11 protein-coding genes and 3 tRNA genes are annotated in these 14,902 nt (G+C 70.2%); 11 read left to right on the top strand and 3 right to left on the bottom strand.

What is annotated here, in order from left to right:
- Nucleotides 1-69 precede the first annotated feature (69 nt).
- Together OG718_RS27010 and OG718_RS27015 are read right to left on the bottom strand one after the other, a co-directional pair.
- Complete coding sequence (locus OG718_RS27010) at nt 70-591, bottom strand: hypothetical protein (RefSeq protein WP_143643641.1); 522 nt, start codon at nt 589-591, stop codon at nt 70-72.
- A 121-nt stretch (nt 592-712) separates the two neighbouring features.
- Nucleotides 713-1,063: a metallopeptidase family protein gene (locus OG718_RS27015; protein ID WP_055613650.1), complete on the bottom strand. Its 351-nt coding sequence runs from the start codon at nt 1,061-1,063 to the stop codon at nt 713-715.
- A gap of 125 nt (nt 1,064-1,188) precedes the next feature.
- On the opposite strand from OG718_RS27015, the gene OG718_RS27020 reads away from it, so the two are divergent.
- The 3 genes from OG718_RS27020 to OG718_RS27030 all read left to right on the top strand — a co-directional run bounded on the left by OG718_RS27020 (nt 1,189) and on the right by OG718_RS27030 (nt 4,496).
- Nucleotides 1,189-2,763 (top strand): metallophosphoesterase family protein, encoded by a 1,575-nt coding sequence (locus OG718_RS27020; protein ID WP_143643640.1) that lies wholly within the window; start codon nt 1,189-1,191, stop codon nt 2,761-2,763.
- Between the two features lie 80 nt (nt 2,764-2,843).
- Nucleotides 2,844-2,919 (top strand) — tRNA-Glu (locus OG718_RS27025).
- A 203-nt stretch (nt 2,920-3,122) separates the two neighbouring features.
- The gene (locus OG718_RS27030; protein ID WP_328845381.1) at nt 3,123-4,496 is read left to right on the top strand and encodes a KamA family radical SAM protein; all 1,374 of its coding nucleotides are present in this window, start codon (nt 3,123-3,125) and stop codon (nt 4,494-4,496) included.
- Here the strand turns inward: OG718_RS27030 and OG718_RS27035 are convergent.
- A complete protein-coding gene (locus tag OG718_RS27035) occupies nt 4,465-5,412 on the bottom strand; it encodes an ATP-grasp domain-containing protein (protein WP_143643636.1) in 948 nt (315 codons plus the stop codon). The two genes, OG718_RS27030 and OG718_RS27035, sit on opposite strands and share 32 nt — an antisense overlap.
- Nucleotides 5,413-5,585: 173 nt before the next feature.
- Here OG718_RS27035 and OG718_RS27040 point away from each other — a divergent pair, with 173 nt between their 5' ends.
- From OG718_RS27040 to hrpA, 8 genes are all read left to right on the top strand, one after another.
- Nucleotides 5,586-6,257 (top strand): TfuA-like protein, encoded by a 672-nt coding sequence (locus OG718_RS27040; protein ID WP_328845382.1) that lies wholly within the window; start codon nt 5,586-5,588, stop codon nt 6,255-6,257.
- A gap of 95 nt (nt 6,258-6,352) precedes the next feature.
- Nucleotides 6,353-6,529, top strand: a complete 177-nt coding sequence (locus OG718_RS27045) for a hypothetical protein (protein WP_186001503.1) — start codon at nt 6,353-6,355, stop codon at nt 6,527-6,529.
- Between the two features lie 75 nt (nt 6,530-6,604).
- On the top strand, nt 6,605-7,753 hold the full coding sequence (locus tag OG718_RS27050) for a YcaO-like family protein (protein WP_328845383.1): 1,149 nt from the start codon (nt 6,605-6,607) through the stop codon (nt 7,751-7,753).
- A complete protein-coding gene (locus OG718_RS27055) occupies nt 7,750-9,036 on the top strand; it encodes an MFS transporter (RefSeq protein ID WP_143643631.1) in 1,287 nt (428 codons plus the stop codon). Before OG718_RS27050 ends, OG718_RS27055 begins: the two co-directional genes overlap by 4 nt.
- The gene (locus OG718_RS27060) at nt 9,036-10,289 is read left to right on the top strand and encodes an ATP-grasp domain-containing protein (protein ID WP_328845384.1); all 1,254 of its coding nucleotides are present in this window, start codon (nt 9,036-9,038) and stop codon (nt 10,287-10,289) included. Before OG718_RS27055 ends, OG718_RS27060 begins: the two co-directional genes overlap by 1 nt.
- 229 nt (nt 10,290-10,518) lie before the next feature.
- Nucleotides 10,519-10,593, top strand: a tRNA-Asp gene (locus tag OG718_RS27065).
- 23 nt (nt 10,594-10,616) lie between these two features.
- A tRNA-Phe gene (locus OG718_RS27070) sits at nt 10,617-10,690 on the top strand.
- Nucleotides 10,691-10,785: 95 nt separating this feature from the next.
- Nucleotides 10,786-14,817 (top strand): ATP-dependent RNA helicase HrpA, encoded by a 4,032-nt coding sequence (gene hrpA / locus OG718_RS27075; protein ID WP_328845385.1) that lies wholly within the window; start codon nt 10,786-10,788, stop codon nt 14,815-14,817.
- Nucleotides 14,818-14,902: the final 85 nt, after the last annotated feature.

Consider the following 14,902-nt stretch of genomic DNA (forward strand, 5'->3'; position numbering starts at 1 on the left):
GGGCTCTCTCGCCGAACCCGGGCGCACCCCCTGTGACCAGGCCCGTTCAGGCACTGTGACCAGGCCCTTTCAGGCCTCGACACCGGCCTGGGGTGCCGGTTCGCGCCGCTCCACGAGCTGCGGCTCGGGCTCGGGGTGCGCCGAGGACGACGGCTCGGCGGTGGTCGGGTCCGGCGACGGAGGCGGCGGCTCCTCCTTGGTGGGCGTCGGCTCGGGGGCCGGTCGCGTCGGCGTGGGCTGAGCCTTCGTCGGTGAGGCCGCCCCCGGCCTGGGCTTCTTCCCGTCCTTGCCGTCCTTGCCCTGCTTGGGCGGAGCGGCCGTCCCGCTCTCCCCCGCGGACGGGGACGCCGACCCCGACGCCGACTCATGGGGCTTCGCCGGACCGTGTTTTCCGTCACTCGCCCCGCGGTGGCCGGGGCCCCCGCCGCTCACCGCGGAGCCACCGTCGGGCGCCTCACCGCCCCGCTGCCCGGCCGAGTGCGAGGGCTTCGCGTGGTCGCCCTCGTCGTCACCGACGCTCATGCAGCCGGCGGACGCGGCGACGGCCAGGGCGGCGGCGACCAGACGGACAGGTACGTACTTGGCGCGCACGGGCAGCCACCTCCGGGCGGTGTGGGGAGTCCCCCTGCCCAACTCCCGCCGCCCGCAAGAAGACACGCCAACGCCCGAGAGACACGGGAGAACCGCCCCAGAAATACGTACGAGAGATGCGTCACCCGTACCCGAGGGCGTGCAGCCGCGCGTCGTCGATGCCGAAGTGGTGGGCGATCTCGTGGACCACGGTCACCTCGGTCTCGGCCACCACCTCCTCCCGCGTCGCGCACATCCTCAGCGTGGGCCCCCGGTAGATCGTGATCCGGTCGGGCAGCACCCCGGCGTACCACTCGCCGCGATCGGTCAGCGGAGTCCCCTCGTAGAGCCCGAGCAGCTCGGGGTCGTCGGCGGGCGGCTCGTCCTCGACGAACACCGCCACGTTGTCCATCAGCCGCGTCAGCTCCGGCGGAATCCGGTCCAACGCCTCGGCAACCTGTTCCTCGAACTCCTCGCGCGTCATCTCCAGCACAGGGCCATTGTCCGGTACCGACGCGCGGACGCCACGGGACGCGGCGACGAGAACACACCCCGGGGCACGCCCGGGAGCGGGAGCCGCGCCGCATACCCGCCCCCGCATCTGGGCATACGGGACCAATGGCCCGCGTCCCCGCTGCCGCCACCGCTCTGCACCGTGTACGAAGGGTTCCCCGTGCCCTCGTACGCCGCTACCGCGCACGCCGCACACACCCCGTCGCCCCCGTCGTCGAACTCGTCCACCAACCGCATCCCTGGGTCCGCGCCCTGGGCCTCGTCACCGTGGTGCTGTTCGGCGCGTGGCTGGGCCTGCTGATCGTCGGGAACGTCCGGGCGCCGGTGGGCCCCATGGACACCACGATGACGCTGCGCCCCTCCCTCACGGGCGGCACGAAGATCAACGTCTCGCCGCTCGGCGCCCTTGAACTGCGCAGCCACACGGCCCCGCTCCGCCTCGACGTGGACGTCGACCAGCTCGACCCCGTCCGCTCCCAGGCCCTCGTGGACCACCCCGAACGCCTCTCCGGCCTCCAGGACGAGGTCGCCCAGGACGTCGGCGACGGCACCCTCGACCTGGCCGTACGCTCCTGCGTGGCCGTCGTCTCCGGCGCGACCGCACTCGGCCTCGCGGTCTACCGCCGCCCACGCCGGGCGCTGGCGGCCGGCGGCCTGGCCCTGAGCCTGCTGGCGGCCTCGGGAGCGACCGCCTTCGCGACCTGGAACCCCAACTCGGTCCTGGAGCCGAAGTTCTCGGGCCTGCTCTCCTCCGCTCCCTCGGTCGTCGGCAACGCACGCAGCATCGTCAGCGAATTCGACGTCTACCAGAAGGAGTTGGCCCGCCTGGTGACGAACGTGACGAAGCTGTACGACGTCACGTCCACGCTCCCCGCCTACGCGCCCGACCCCTCCACCATCCGCGTCCTGCACGTCTCCGACATCCATCTCAACCCGGCGAGCTGGAAGATCATCGCCTCGCTGGTGAAGCAGTACAAGATCGATGTGATCGTCGACTCCGGCGACACCATGGACCACGGAACGGCGGCGGAGAACGGCTTCCTGGACCCGGCGTCCGACCTCGGCGCCCCGTACGTCTGGGTACGCGGCAACCACGACGGCCGGGTCACCCAGAGCTATCTGGAGCGCATGAAGAACGTGCACGTGCTCGACGACGGCCGGGCCGTCTCGGTGGCGGGCCTGCGCTTCGCGGGCGTCGGCGACCCGCAGTTCACCCCCGACCGCACGGCCAAGCTGGGCGGCGACCGGTCGGAGGTGCTCGCGGGCGCCCGCCTCGCCTCCTCCCTGCGCGACCAGAAGGCGGCCGGCACTCCGGTCGACATCGCCGTCGCGCACAACCCGACGGCGGCGCGCCAGACGGACGGCGACGTGCCCCTGGTCCTGGCCGGCCACCTCCACCACCAGGAGATGGAGGTCATGAAGTACGGCACCCGGCTGCGCATCGAGGGCTCCACGGGCGGCGGCGGTCTGCGCGCGCTGGAGGGCGAGGACCCCGCACCGATCGAGACGTCGATCCTCTACCTCGACCGCGACACCCGCCGTCTCCAGGCCTGGGACGAGATCAAGCTCGGTGGCCTGGGCCTCACCACCGCCGAGGTCAGCCGCCACCTCCCCAAGGAGAACCAGCCGGGCGCCGTCACCACCCCGGCCACCCCGACCCCTTCCGCCCCCACCCCGTAAACCGTTTTGGCGATCCCTCCCGACATCCCATATGCTTCTCACGTCCCCGACGCGCTGCAAGGCGCCCAGGCGGGCCGATAGCCCTCATCGTCTAGCGGCCTAGGACGCCGCCCTTTCAAGGCGGTAGCACGGGTTCGAATCCCGTTGGGGGCACCAGCTACTTGTATGGGTCGCAGGTCAGAGTCTTCTCTGGCCTGCGATTTGTTTTTCCCCTTGATTCTCCCCGGCCTCGGCCCGCGGCCTGTCCGGGAACCGACCCTCTCCTCCGAGGCGTACTGGTTGCGACGTGCGGCTGTTTGCTAGAAGAGAGCGAGCAGAGCTGCGGAAGAGGCGTCGGCGTGCGATGAGGAGGGCCCGGCTTGGCGGTCCAGAGGGCACAGGCCGACGTCTTCCGGCCGTACGGACGCAAGGAGCTCGCGGCGCTGTTACGCCGGTCGTCGCTGACCGAGCAGTACCGGCGCGAGGCACAGGCCGTCGCCGAAGTGCTTCCGTTCCGCACGAACTCGTACGTCGTCGACCACCTCATCGACTGGTCGGCCGTTCCCGACGACCCGATGTTCCGGCTGACCTTTCCGCAGCCGGACATGCTGCCCCTCGACGACCGGCTCCGGGTGGCCGGGCTTCTCGACGCGTCCGCCTCTCGGGCGCTGCTCGGCGAGGCGGTGCGCGGCATACGGAGCCGGCTGAACCCCCACCCCGCGGGCCAGCTGGAGCGGAACGTCCCCACAGCCGGGAGGCAGGGACAGAGCGGGGAGCAGGGCGAGCGGGGAATCCCCGGGATCCAGCACAAGTACCGCGAGACCGTGCTGTTCTTTCCGCGCCGGGGCCAGACGTGTCACGCCTACTGCACCTACTGCTTCCGGTGGGCGCAGTTCGTGGGCGACACGGACCTGAAGTTCGCCGGTGACGTGGAGCCGCTGGTGCGGTATCTGCGTGAGCACACCGAGGTCACCGATGTGCTGGTGACCGGCGGCGATCCCCTGGTGATGTCCGCGGGGCTGCTCGCCCGCTGTGTCGAACCCCTGCTCGACGGCGGCCTGGAGCACGTGTCGACGATCCGTCTCGGCACCAAGTCGCTGAGCTACTGGCCGCATCGCTTCCTCACCGACCCGGACTCGGAGGAGCTGCTCGCGCTGTTCCGGCGGATCGTCGCGGCCGGACGGCATCTGGTGGTCATGGCGCACTACTCGCACCCCCGGGAGCTGTCGACCGACGTCGCCCTGGAGGCGGTCCGCCGGGTGCGCGAGACGGGCGCGACCGTCCGGGTGCAGGCCCCGGTCATCCGCGGGGTCAACGACGAGGCCGGGCTGTGGGCGGAGTTGTGGTCGTCGGCGGTACGGCTCGGCATGGTGCCGTACTACATGTTCGTCGAGCGGGACACGGGGCCGCAGGACTACTTCGCCGTGCCGCTCGTCCGGGCCTGGGAGATCTTCCGGGACTCCGCCGCGCAGGTCTCCGGGCTCGGCCGTACGGCCCGGGGGCCCGTGATGTCCGCCGACGAGGGCAAGGTCTGTGTGGACGGTGTGCTGAACCTCGGCGACGACGAGGTGTTCGTCCTCCGGTATCTGCAGGCGCGCCGGCCGTCCTGGGTGGGACGACCGTTTCTGGCCCGCTTCGATCCGCGGGCCACCTGGTTCTCCCAGCTCGCGCCGGTCTCCGGCGTCCCGGACAGCTCGCCGTGGGCGAGGCTGCCCGGCGGGCTCACGCCGCAGGGTGCCGGAGCAGGCCGGTGATCAGCTCGACCTGGGCGGCGGTGATGCCGTCCGGGGTGAGGTCCAGCTCCGTTCCCTCGACGGGCTCCCAGCGGCTGACGGTGGGGTTGACCTCGATGACGACCGGGCCGTCGGGTCCTTCGACGACGTCGATGGTCGCCATGTCGAGCCCGAGCGCGCGGACACTCGCCACCAGCAGCTCCGCCAGTTCGCCGGTGAGCGGAGCGGGCGCCCAGCGCAGCGGGTGGAGCAGGCTGCGCACGCTTCCGTCGGGTGCGGTGCTGATGTGGAAGTGGCAGGAGGCGACCTGGTCTCCGATGACGACCGCGCGCAGGTCGCGACCCGGATTCTCGACGAACTTCTGGGCGCAGAGCACGTGATGGCGCTTCAGCCAGTGCCAGATCACGATGTCCTCGCGGAGCCCGAGGAGGCTGCCGGGCTGCCCTCCGCGGCCGACGGGAACGAGCCGGATCACATCCACCGAGGCGTGTCCGGTGATCGGTTTGACGATGACGTCGTCCCAGTCGACGAGGCACCGCTCGACGTCCGCGGCACTGCGCACGGCACGGGTCTCGGGGACCGGGACCCCGGCCGCCGCGAGGGTCGCCGCCTGCCGGATCTTGTTCTGGCAGACCCGGAGCGAGGCGACCGGATTGACCAGCCGGGTGCCGCTCTCCTCCAGCATGGTCAGCCAGTCGTAGAGCAGTGCCAGGTCGCCCTCGGTGTGCCGGGTGAGGACGCGTGCCGTCACGACGGCGAGTGCGGGCACCTCGCGGATGCCCTGCGGTCCGGCGAATCCGGGCGGGGAACCGTGGGGCAGGATCTCCCCCCAGTCCACCCGCTCCGAGTCGATGCCCCGGTCGGCCAGTCCCGCGCAGAGCGTGTCGACTTCCCAGTCGCTCTGCACCCGGTCGAGCAGCCATACGGATTCACCCACCGCTACCCCCGTTTCGAAACGTTCGGGTATTCGGCGAGCGATGCTACCTCGACCACCTCGGCGCGTCTCCCGCCTTTTCTTTCCGGCCGAATTTCACTGGAGGTGCCGCAATGAGAACATGTGTGTTCCTGGGGCCGACCCTGCCATTGCCGGAGGCCGAAAAGATACTGCCGATGGCCGATTTCCTGCCCCCTGTCTCGGTCGGGGACGTACTCAGGGCCGTACGGGACGGATACGAGAACCTGGTGCTCATCGACGGATACTTCCACGGCGTTCCGTCGGTGTGGCACAAGGAAATCATGTACGCGCTGTCGCTGAATATCGGCGTGGCCGGCTGCTCCAGTATGGGAGCGCTCCGCGCCGCCGAGCTGTGGCCGTACGGAATGGCCGGAAGCGGTCGGATCTTCGAGGCATATCGCGACGGAACCCACGAGAGCGACGACGAGGTCGCCGTGCTGCACGGTGACGGGGAATCCGGCTACCGCTGCGCGTCGGAACCCCTGGTCAACATCCGCCACGGACTGGGCCTGGCCCGCCGGGCGGGGGTGGTCTCCGCCGCGCTGGAGCGGCAACTGGTCGCGCGCGCCAGGGCGTTGTTCTACGCGGACCGGCACTGGTCCCGCGTGGTGGCGGACCTGGCAGGTCTCACCGGCTCGGAGGACGAGGCGGCGCGGCTGCGCCGGTTCCTGCGCGAGACCGACACCGATCTGAAACGCGCCGACGCGATCGAGACACTGTGGCGCATTGCCGACGGGGATCTCAGACGGCCTGAAATGGTCGAGGATTTCACCTTTGAGGAGACCCACAGCTTCCTCGTGCTGCGCATGGCGGAAGGCATGAATTGACTGGATGGTGAGGCCACGTTGACGCATTTCGTGATCATGGCTAGCGTTTGAATCGTTGACTGTCATCCAGCTAATCCAGCTTTAGGAGGGCACACATGTCGAAGGTAGTGCGGCAGCAGGTGGCCAGTGCGGGAGCCGCGAATTCCGTGAAGACTTCCGTGCACAGCGCGGGTGCGGCGAACTCCGTGAAGAATCGGGTGAGCTCCGCCGGCGCCGCCAACGCCGTGAAGTCTTCGGTGTCCAGCGCAGGCGCGGCCAACGGCGCCTGTTAGGCGTTGACAGATTTCCGCAGGGCCGATCCCCCACTCGGGCGGAGCGGCCGATCGGTTTCCGGAATACCGCCCGAAGTGACATTGCGGCGTTTCGGCCCCGTGGGAAAGCGAATCGGGATAACCCGGCTGGCCGATGTGACCGGCCTCGACCGTGTCGGTCTGCCGGTTTGTCTCGCGCTCCGGCCCACGGCCCGTTCGCTGGTGACGAGCATCGGGAAGGGCCCGACTCCCGCCGCGGCCAAGGTCGGCGCCCTGATGGAGAGCATCGAGACCTGGCATGCGGAGCACCTCGATCTGCCCACCCGGACCGCGACCCCCGCCGAGCTCACCGCCGACGGCGAGCGTGCCCTGGACGTGACCGAACTGCCCCGGGCCGTCGGCGCGGTGATCGACCCGCATAAACCACGGTCCTGGGTACGGGGAGTCGACCTCTCCACCCGGGCGCCCACCTGGGTCCCGGTCGACTCCGTCTCGATGGACTTCGTGGCCGAACGGCTCGGCGAGCCCGGACTCGCCAGGAACTCCAACGGCCTCGCCTCCGGAAACAGCCTGGAGCAGGCGATGCTGCACGGCCTGTGCGAGGTCGTCGAGCGGGACGCCGAGTCCCGCTGGCGTGCCTCCTCGGACTCGTACCGAGTGCGGCTGGACACGGTGGACGACCCGGACTGCCGGCGGCTGATCGGGATGATCGACGCGGCGGGTCTCCACCTGGCGGCCTGGGACGTGACCTCGCACACCGGGGTGCCCTGCTACGGCTGTGTCGTACTGGCTCCGCCGGGCCTCGACGGAGACCTGGACGCCGGAGTGCACGACGGCTTCAGCTGCCGCCCCTCTCCCGCGGCGGCCCTCGCCGGAGCGGTCGAGGAAGCGCTCCAGAAACGTCTGACCTACATCGCCGGCAGCCGGGACGACCTCAGCCGCGAGGAGGTCGAACGGGTCCGCGCGCCGGAGCTGATCGACGCCGTCTGGGACGAACTGGCCGCAGAGCCCGCCGACATGGACCTCCAGGACCGGCCGACGCTGGCCACCGGCACCTTGGCCGGTGATCTCCGTGCCGTACTGCGAGCCGTCACCTCCGGCTCCCGGCACACCGTGACCGCGGTCGACCTGACCCGCCCCGATGCCGGGGTGCCGGTGGCCAAGGTGATCGTCACCCGCATGGAAGGACCCTTCGGGATGTGCGCTCCCGCGTCGCCCGACGAGTCCGCTCCGGGAGAGCGGTGAGGTCGGCCGCCGTCGGTACGGACGTCACCGCACGGGACACGGGCCGCCGGGACTTCCGCCGGATGTGGACGGGCCAGAGCATCAGCCTCGTCGGCGATCAGGTGTCCCTGTTCGCCCTGCCCAGCCTGGCCATTCTGGTGCTGGACGCCACCGGGCCCCAGGTCGGCGTGCTGCACGCGATGGCGACGATCGCCTTTCCCGCGCTCGGCCTGTTCGTCGGCGCCTTCATGGATCACGTCAGGTGCCGCCCCTTCATGATCGGCGCGGATCTGCTGCGCCTGGTCCTCTTCCTGTCCATCGCGGCGCTGGCGCTGACGGACGCGCTCGGGCTGTGGCACCTCTATGCCGCGGCGGCGCTCGCGAGCGTGTGCACCGTCGTGTTCGACGTCGGATACCAGACACACCTGCCCCGCCTGGTCAGCCGCGACTTCCTGCCGCTCGGCAACGCGCGCCTCGAAATGTCCAGCAGCGTGGCCCGCGCGGGCGGCCCCGCCATCGCCGGCGCGGTCACCCAGCTGCTGGGTCCCGCGCTCGCCGTCGCGGCCAACGCGCTCAGCTTCCTCGCCTCCGCGGCCGGCCTGCTCACCATCCGCACCCCCGAGTCCGCCGTACCGGACCCGACCGGCGCCCCCTGGCGGAAGCAGATCCTGGACGGCGCGCGGTACATGTGGCGTACGCCCGTCCTGCGATGGCTCTCGGCCGCCGCCGCCCTGCGCAACTTCAGCATGGCCATGGTCGACACCATCCTGCTGCTCTTCCTCTACCGCGCCATGGACCTGTCCCCCGCACTGGCCGCCGCCGTCCTGACCGCCGGGGCGCTGGCCGCCGTGCTCGGCGCCGTCGTCAGCCGTCGGCTCGTCCAGCGCATGGGCGCCGGCCCCGTCCTGCTCGCCACCGCGACCGAGGGAATCGTCTGGGCCGGGGCCCCGCTGGCCCTGGCGACCGGATCGAGCACGGTGGTCATCGCCATCGCCTTCGTCTCCGCACTGTGGCTGCCGGTCTGGAACATCACCGTCATCACCCTGCGCCAGCTGATCACCCCGCCCCACCTCCTGGGCCGGGTGCACGCCACCGCCCGCACGATCAACCTGTGCACCATCCCGGTGGGAGCGGTGGCCGGCGGTCTCCTCGCCGGCTGGGCCTCCGACGTGTGGGGCGAAGGCACCGGGCTCGCCGCCGCCCTGGCCGCCGCGGGCCTGGTCACCGTCAGCGGACTGCCGTTCCTGCTGCGCAAGGAGATCCGTCACATGCGCCAGTTGCCCTCCAGCGAGGAGACACCGTGATGGCTGCCCCCGACCGGCGCACCGGCGGACGCGTCGGGTTCGTCGAACTCCTGCCGCCCGGCGTCCGGCCGACCCCGGGCGCCAACGGCGTCGCCGGGCTGCGCGCCGCACGCGCGCTCCACTGCGAGACCGTCGTCGTCACCGCCCACCGCGACCGGCTGGAACCGGTCGTCGGCGAACTCGTCGACACCTGGATCGACTGCGACACCACCAGCGCGGACAGCGTCGCCGACGCCGTGGCCGGCCGGCGACTCGACGCGCTCATCAGCTGGGCCGACCCCTTCGCCGGCATCGCCCAGCAGGCGGCGACCCGGCTCCGCCTCGACACGGCCAACCCCGACTGGCCGACCAACGGCTGGAACGACAAGGCCGCCGTACGCGCCCGGCTGGACGACCACGGCCTCAACAACGCCCGCTGGTCGGTCATCGCCCCGCACCACGACCTCGCGGCCATGCCGCTGCCGGCACCGGCCGTGGTCAAACCAGTGGACGGCTTCTCCAGCCTCGACACCGTACGAGCCGCCACCCTCGCGGAACTGCGGCAGGCGGTCGCCGCACACCGGCGCCGCACCGGCTACGGAGACGCGGTGACCCCGGCCGGCCGGCTGATCTGCGAACAGGAGCTGCAGGGTCCGCTGGTCAGCGCCGAGGGCATGGCCGTCGACGGCCGGCTGGAGATTTGGGGTCACACCGACCGGACCCTCAGTCCGCCTCCCCACTACGTCGAGACCAGCGTCGCCTTCTCGGCCGAGCCCCTCCACCCCGACCTGGACGACTACGCGGCCGCCGTGTGCAAGGCGCTCGGCTACCGCAACGGCCCCTTCCACTTCGAGGCCGTACTGACCGACACCGGCCCGGTCCTCGTCGAGATCAACACCCGTCTCGTCGGCGCCGGAATCCACCGGGCCATCGACCTCGCCACCAGCGCCTCCTGCGCGGAACAGGTGCTGCGCGGCTACCTCGGCCTCCCGCTGCTGCCCCCGCGGGCCGACGGCGCGGCCTGCCTCGCCCACCTCACGATCCCGGCCGACGGCCGTGTCGAAGCCGTCGAAGGAATCGACGCCGCCCGCACATCGCCCGGAGTCCACGACGTCGTCTGCTCCACCGCCGTCGGCGACACGGTCACCACCACCGGCTCGAACACCGACCGCCTGTGCTACGTCCTCGCCACCGGCGAAACCCGTCACGAGGCCCGGCTGGCCGCCCGGAACGCAGCTGGGAAAATCGGCATCACGACCGGTCCGTACGCATGACCGTCACACGTCGCCGTCCCGCGCGGAACCCTCCCCCCGGGTCACCTGCCCCGCACTCAGCACGTTTTCAGCCCACCGCTCATCCTCTGATACGCTGCTTCAGCGACGTCACCCCAGCTGACCAGCACCTCCACCCTCACCGGGAATCACCTTCCCGACGTCGGTGGCAGACGGAATCACGTTGGGGACACGCAATCCCGTGTGCGACACTGTTCGGACACAACAGCTTGGTCCTGTGGAGCAGTTTGGAGTGCTCGCCACCCTGTCAAGGTGGAGGCCGCGGGTTCAAATCCCGTCAGGACCGCTGAGATTCCTCGTGAATCTCTCGGCTGGGTAGCTCAGTTGGTACGAGCGACCGCCTGAAAAGCGGTAGGTCGCCGGTTCGACCCCGGCCCCAGCCACAGCACAGGCCCCGATCCCCGGATCGGGGCCTTGTTGTATGCCCGCACAAAAGCGTTCGCCCCTCGTTTCCCCGAGGTGAGATCCTGGAGGGCGTATGTCAACGACTCCTGCCCCCGCCTTCGGCGCCATCGCCCCCCGCCTGACCGAGCTGTCCCTGCGCGACGCGCAGCGGCTCGGGCGCAGGCTCGAAGGCGCGCGCAAGATCCGTAAGCCCGAGGCCCGGGCCGCCGTCCTCGCCGAGATCGAGGCGGAGGTCACCAAGGGCGAGGCCCGGATGGCCGAGCGCGCCTCGCGCGTGCCCGCCATCACCTATCCCGAGCAGCTCCCGGTCAGCCAGAAGAAGGACGACATCGCGGCGGCCATCCGCGATCACCAGGTCGTCATCGTGGCCGGCGAGACCGGTTCCGGTAAGACCACCCAGATCCCCAAGATCTGCATGGAGCTCGGCCGCGGCGTCCGCGGCATGATCGGACACACACAGCCCCGCCGTATCGCCGCCCGCACCGTCGCCGAGCGCGTGGCGGACGAGCTCGACGTCCCGCTGGGCGAGGCCGTCGGCTGGAAGGTGCGCTTCACCGACCAGGTGAACCCGGACGGCACCTTCGTCAAGCTGATGACGGACGGCATCCTGCTCGCCGAGATCCAGACGGACCGCGAGCTGTACGCGTACGACACGATCATCATCGACGAGGCCCACGAGCGGTCCCTCAACATCGACTTCCTGCTGGGCTACCTCGCCCAGCTGCTGCCCAGGCGCCCCGACCTCAAGGTCGTCATCACCTCCGCGACCATCGACCCCGAGCGCTTCTCCCGGCACTTCGGGGACGCCCCGATCGTCGAGGTCAGCGGGCGTACGTATCCGGTCGAGGTCCGTTACCGACCGCTCCTCGAAGAGGAGGGCGACGACTCCGACCGCGACCAGATCACCGCGATCTGCGACGCCGTCGAGGAGCTCCAGGGCGAGGGCAAGGGGGACATCCTCGTCTTCCTCTCCGGCGAGCGGGAGATCCGCGACACCGCGGACGCGATCACGAAGAGGAACTACCGCTTCACCGAGGTGCTCCCCCTCTACGCCCGCCTCTCGCACGCCGAGCAGCACCGCGTCTTCCAGCAGCACACCGGCCGCAGGATCGTTCTGGCGACCAACGTCGCCGAGACGTCCCTCACCGTCCCGGGCATCAAGTACGTGATCGACCCGGGCACCGCCCGTATCTCCAGATACAGCCACCGCACGAAGGTCCAGCGCCTCCCCATCGAGCCGGTCTCGCAGGCCAGCGCCAACCAGCGCAAGGGTCGCTGCGGCCGCACCAGCGACGGCATCTGCATCCGCCTCTATTCGGAGGACGACTTCCTCGCGCGTCCGGAGTTCACCGACGCCGAGATCCTCCGTACGAACCTGGCGTCCGTCATCCTCCAGATGACCGCGGCCGGGCTCGGGGACATCGAGAAGTTCCCGTTCATCGACCCGCCGGACCACCGCAACATCCGCGACGGCGTCCAACTCCTCCAGGAACTGGGCGCGTTGGACCCGCCCACCCGTCACCCGACCACCACCCCTCAACGAGCCGCTTCGCGGCCCCCCACTTCTTCAGAGGACGCCCGCAAGCGGCTCACCGAGCGGGGCCGCAAGCTCGCCCAGCTGCCAGTGGACCCGCGGCTGGCCCGGATGGTCCTGGAGGCCGACAAGAACGGCTGTGTGCGCGAGGTCATGGTGATCGCCGCCGCGCTCTCCATCCAGGACCCGCGCGAGCGCCCGGCCGACAAGCAGACACAGGCCGACCAGCAGCACGCCCGCTTCAGGGACGAGACGTCCGACTTCCTGGCGTACCTCAACCTCTGGCGGTACGTGCGCGAGCAGCAGAAGGAGCGCGGCTCGTCGTCCTTCCGCCGGATGTGCAAGCAGGAGTACCTGAACTTCCTGCGGATCCGCGAGTGGCAGGACATCTACACGCAGTTGCGGACCGTCGCCAAGCAGATGGGCATCCATCCGAACGAGGACGACGCCCCGGACCAGCAGGTCCATCTCTCCCTCCTCGCCGGCCTGCTCTCCCACATCGGCATGAAGGACGTGAAGGAGACCGGCGGGGAGAGCGGCAGAAGCACGGGTAAGAACGAGTATCTGGGCGCGCGGAGCGCCAAGTTCGCGATCTTCCCCGGCTCGGCCCTCTTCAAGAAGCCCCCGCGTTTCGTGATGTCCGCCGAACTCGTCGAGACGTCCCGCCTCTGGGCCCGGGTCAACGCGAGGATCGAGCCCGAGTGGGTCGAGCCGCTCGCGGAACACCTGCTGAAGCGCACGTACAGCGAACCGCACTGGGAGAAGGACCAGGCCGCGGTGATGGCGTACGAGAAGGTCACGCTGTACGGCGTGCCGATCATCGCCCAGCGGAAGGTCAACTACGGGCGGATCGACCCGGAGGCCAGCCGCGAGCTTTTCATTCGCAACGCACTGGTCGAGGGCGACTGGCGTACGCACCACAAGTTCTTCGCGGACAACCGCAAACTCCTCACCGAGGTCGAGGAGTTGGAGCACCGCGCCCGGCGCCGCGACATCCTCGTGGACGACGAGACGCTGTTCGACTTCTACGACGAGCGGGTGCCCGAGCACGTCGTGTCGGGCGCGCACTTCGACTCCTGGTGGAAGCACAAGCGCCATGAAGAGCCCGAGCTGCTCGACTTCGAGCGGTCGATGCTCATCAACGAGCGGGCCGGGGACGTCAGCAAGGACGACTATCCGGACACGTGGCGCCAGGGCCCGCTGAAGTTCCGGGTGACCTACCAATTCGAGCCAGGTGCGGACGCGGACGGCGTCACCGTCCACGTCCCGCTCCAGGTGCTGAACCAGGTCACGGACGAGGGCTTCGACTGGCAGATCCCGGGCCTGCGCGAGGAGGTCGTGACGGAGCTGATCCGCTCCCTCCCGAAGCCGATCCGCCGGAACTACGTCCCGGCCCCCAACTTCGCCCAGCGGTTCCTGGACCGGGCGGTGCCCTTGCAGGAGCCGCTGACGACGACGATGGCGCGCGAGCTGAAGCGCATGGTCGGCGTTCCCTTCACGGCCGACGACTTCGACTGGTCCCGGGTCGCCGACCACCTGCAGATCACCTTCCGGATCGTCGACGAGCGGCGTCGCAAGCTGGCCGAGGACAAGGACCTGGAGGCCCTGAAGCTGCGCCTGAAGCCGAAGGCGCGCCAGGCGATCTCGCAGGCCGCGGCGGCGACGGCCGAGCGGGAGGGCGGCGAGTCCCTGGAACGCAAGGGCCTCACGGACTGGACCATCGGCTCCCTCACCCGTGTCTTCGAGACGCGTCGGGCCGGCCAGCCGGTGAGGGCGTTCCCGGCCCTGGTCGACGACGGACCGGCGGCCGGCACCGTCTCCGTACGCCTCTTCGACACCGAGGCCGAGCAGCAGCAGGCCATGTGGAAGGGCACGCGGCGGCTCATCCTGCGCAACATCCCGGTGAACCCGGCGAAGTTCGCCTCGGACAAGCTCACGAACGCCCACAAGCTGGCCCTGTCCGCGAACCCGCACGGCTCGGTCCAGGCCCTCTTCGACGACTGCGCGACGGCCGCCGCCGACAAGCTGATCGCCGACTTCGGCGGCCCGGCCTGGGACGAGGAGTCGTACCGCAAGCTGTACGAGAAGGTGCGCGCGGAGATCGTCGACACGACGGTCCGTACGGTCGACCAGGTGCAGCAGGTCCTGGCCGCCTGGCAGGCCTGTGAGCGCCGCCTGAAGGGCGTACGGAGTGCCGTGCTGCTCGCGAACCTCACGGACGTGCGCAAGCAGCTGGACGCCCTCGTGAAGCCCGGCTTCGTGACGGAGACGGGTCTGCGGCGGCTGCCGGACCTGATGCGCTATCTGGTGGCCGCGGACCGCCGGCTCCAGCAGATGCCGACGAACGTCCAGCGGGACACGAGCCGTATGGAGAAGGTCCACGAGATGCAGGACGAGTACGCCTGGCTCCTGGAACAGATGCCGCAGGGGCGTCCCGTGCCCTCCTCGGTCCTGGACATCCGCTGGATGATCGAGGAGCTCCGCGTCAGCTATTTCGCCCACGCTCTGGGCACCGCGTACCCCGTCTCCGACAAGCGCATCGTGAAGGCGATCGACGCCGCCGTCCCGTAACGGCGCCTGCACAGTGGGTGAGTTCGCCCAGGGGGCTCACCCTCCTGTAGAGTCCTGTCTCGCAGCGCAACGCAAGATCCGCACT

The sequence above is a fragment of the Streptomyces sp. NBC_00258 genome, assembly GCF_036182465.1.
Classification (GTDB): domain Bacteria; phylum Actinomycetota; class Actinomycetes; order Streptomycetales; family Streptomycetaceae; genus Streptomyces.

Excerpts from the sequence above, each read along its gene's own strand:
- hrpA (WP_328845385.1), top strand. The coding sequence starts at position 10,786 with ATGTCAACGACTCCTGCCCCCGCCTTCGGCGCCATCGCCCCCCGCCTG.
- OG718_RS27040 (WP_328845382.1), top strand. The coding sequence starts at position 5,586 with ATGGCCGATTTCCTGCCCCCTGTCTCGGTCGGGGACGTACTCAGGGCC.
- OG718_RS27020 (WP_143643640.1), top strand. The coding sequence starts at position 1,189 with ATGGCCCGCGTCCCCGCTGCCGCCACCGCTCTGCACCGTGTACGAAGG.
- OG718_RS27060 (WP_328845384.1), top strand. The coding sequence starts at position 9,036 with ATGGCTGCCCCCGACCGGCGCACCGGCGGACGCGTCGGGTTCGTCGAA.
- OG718_RS27045 (WP_186001503.1), top strand. The coding sequence starts at position 6,353 with ATGTCGAAGGTAGTGCGGCAGCAGGTGGCCAGTGCGGGAGCCGCGAAT.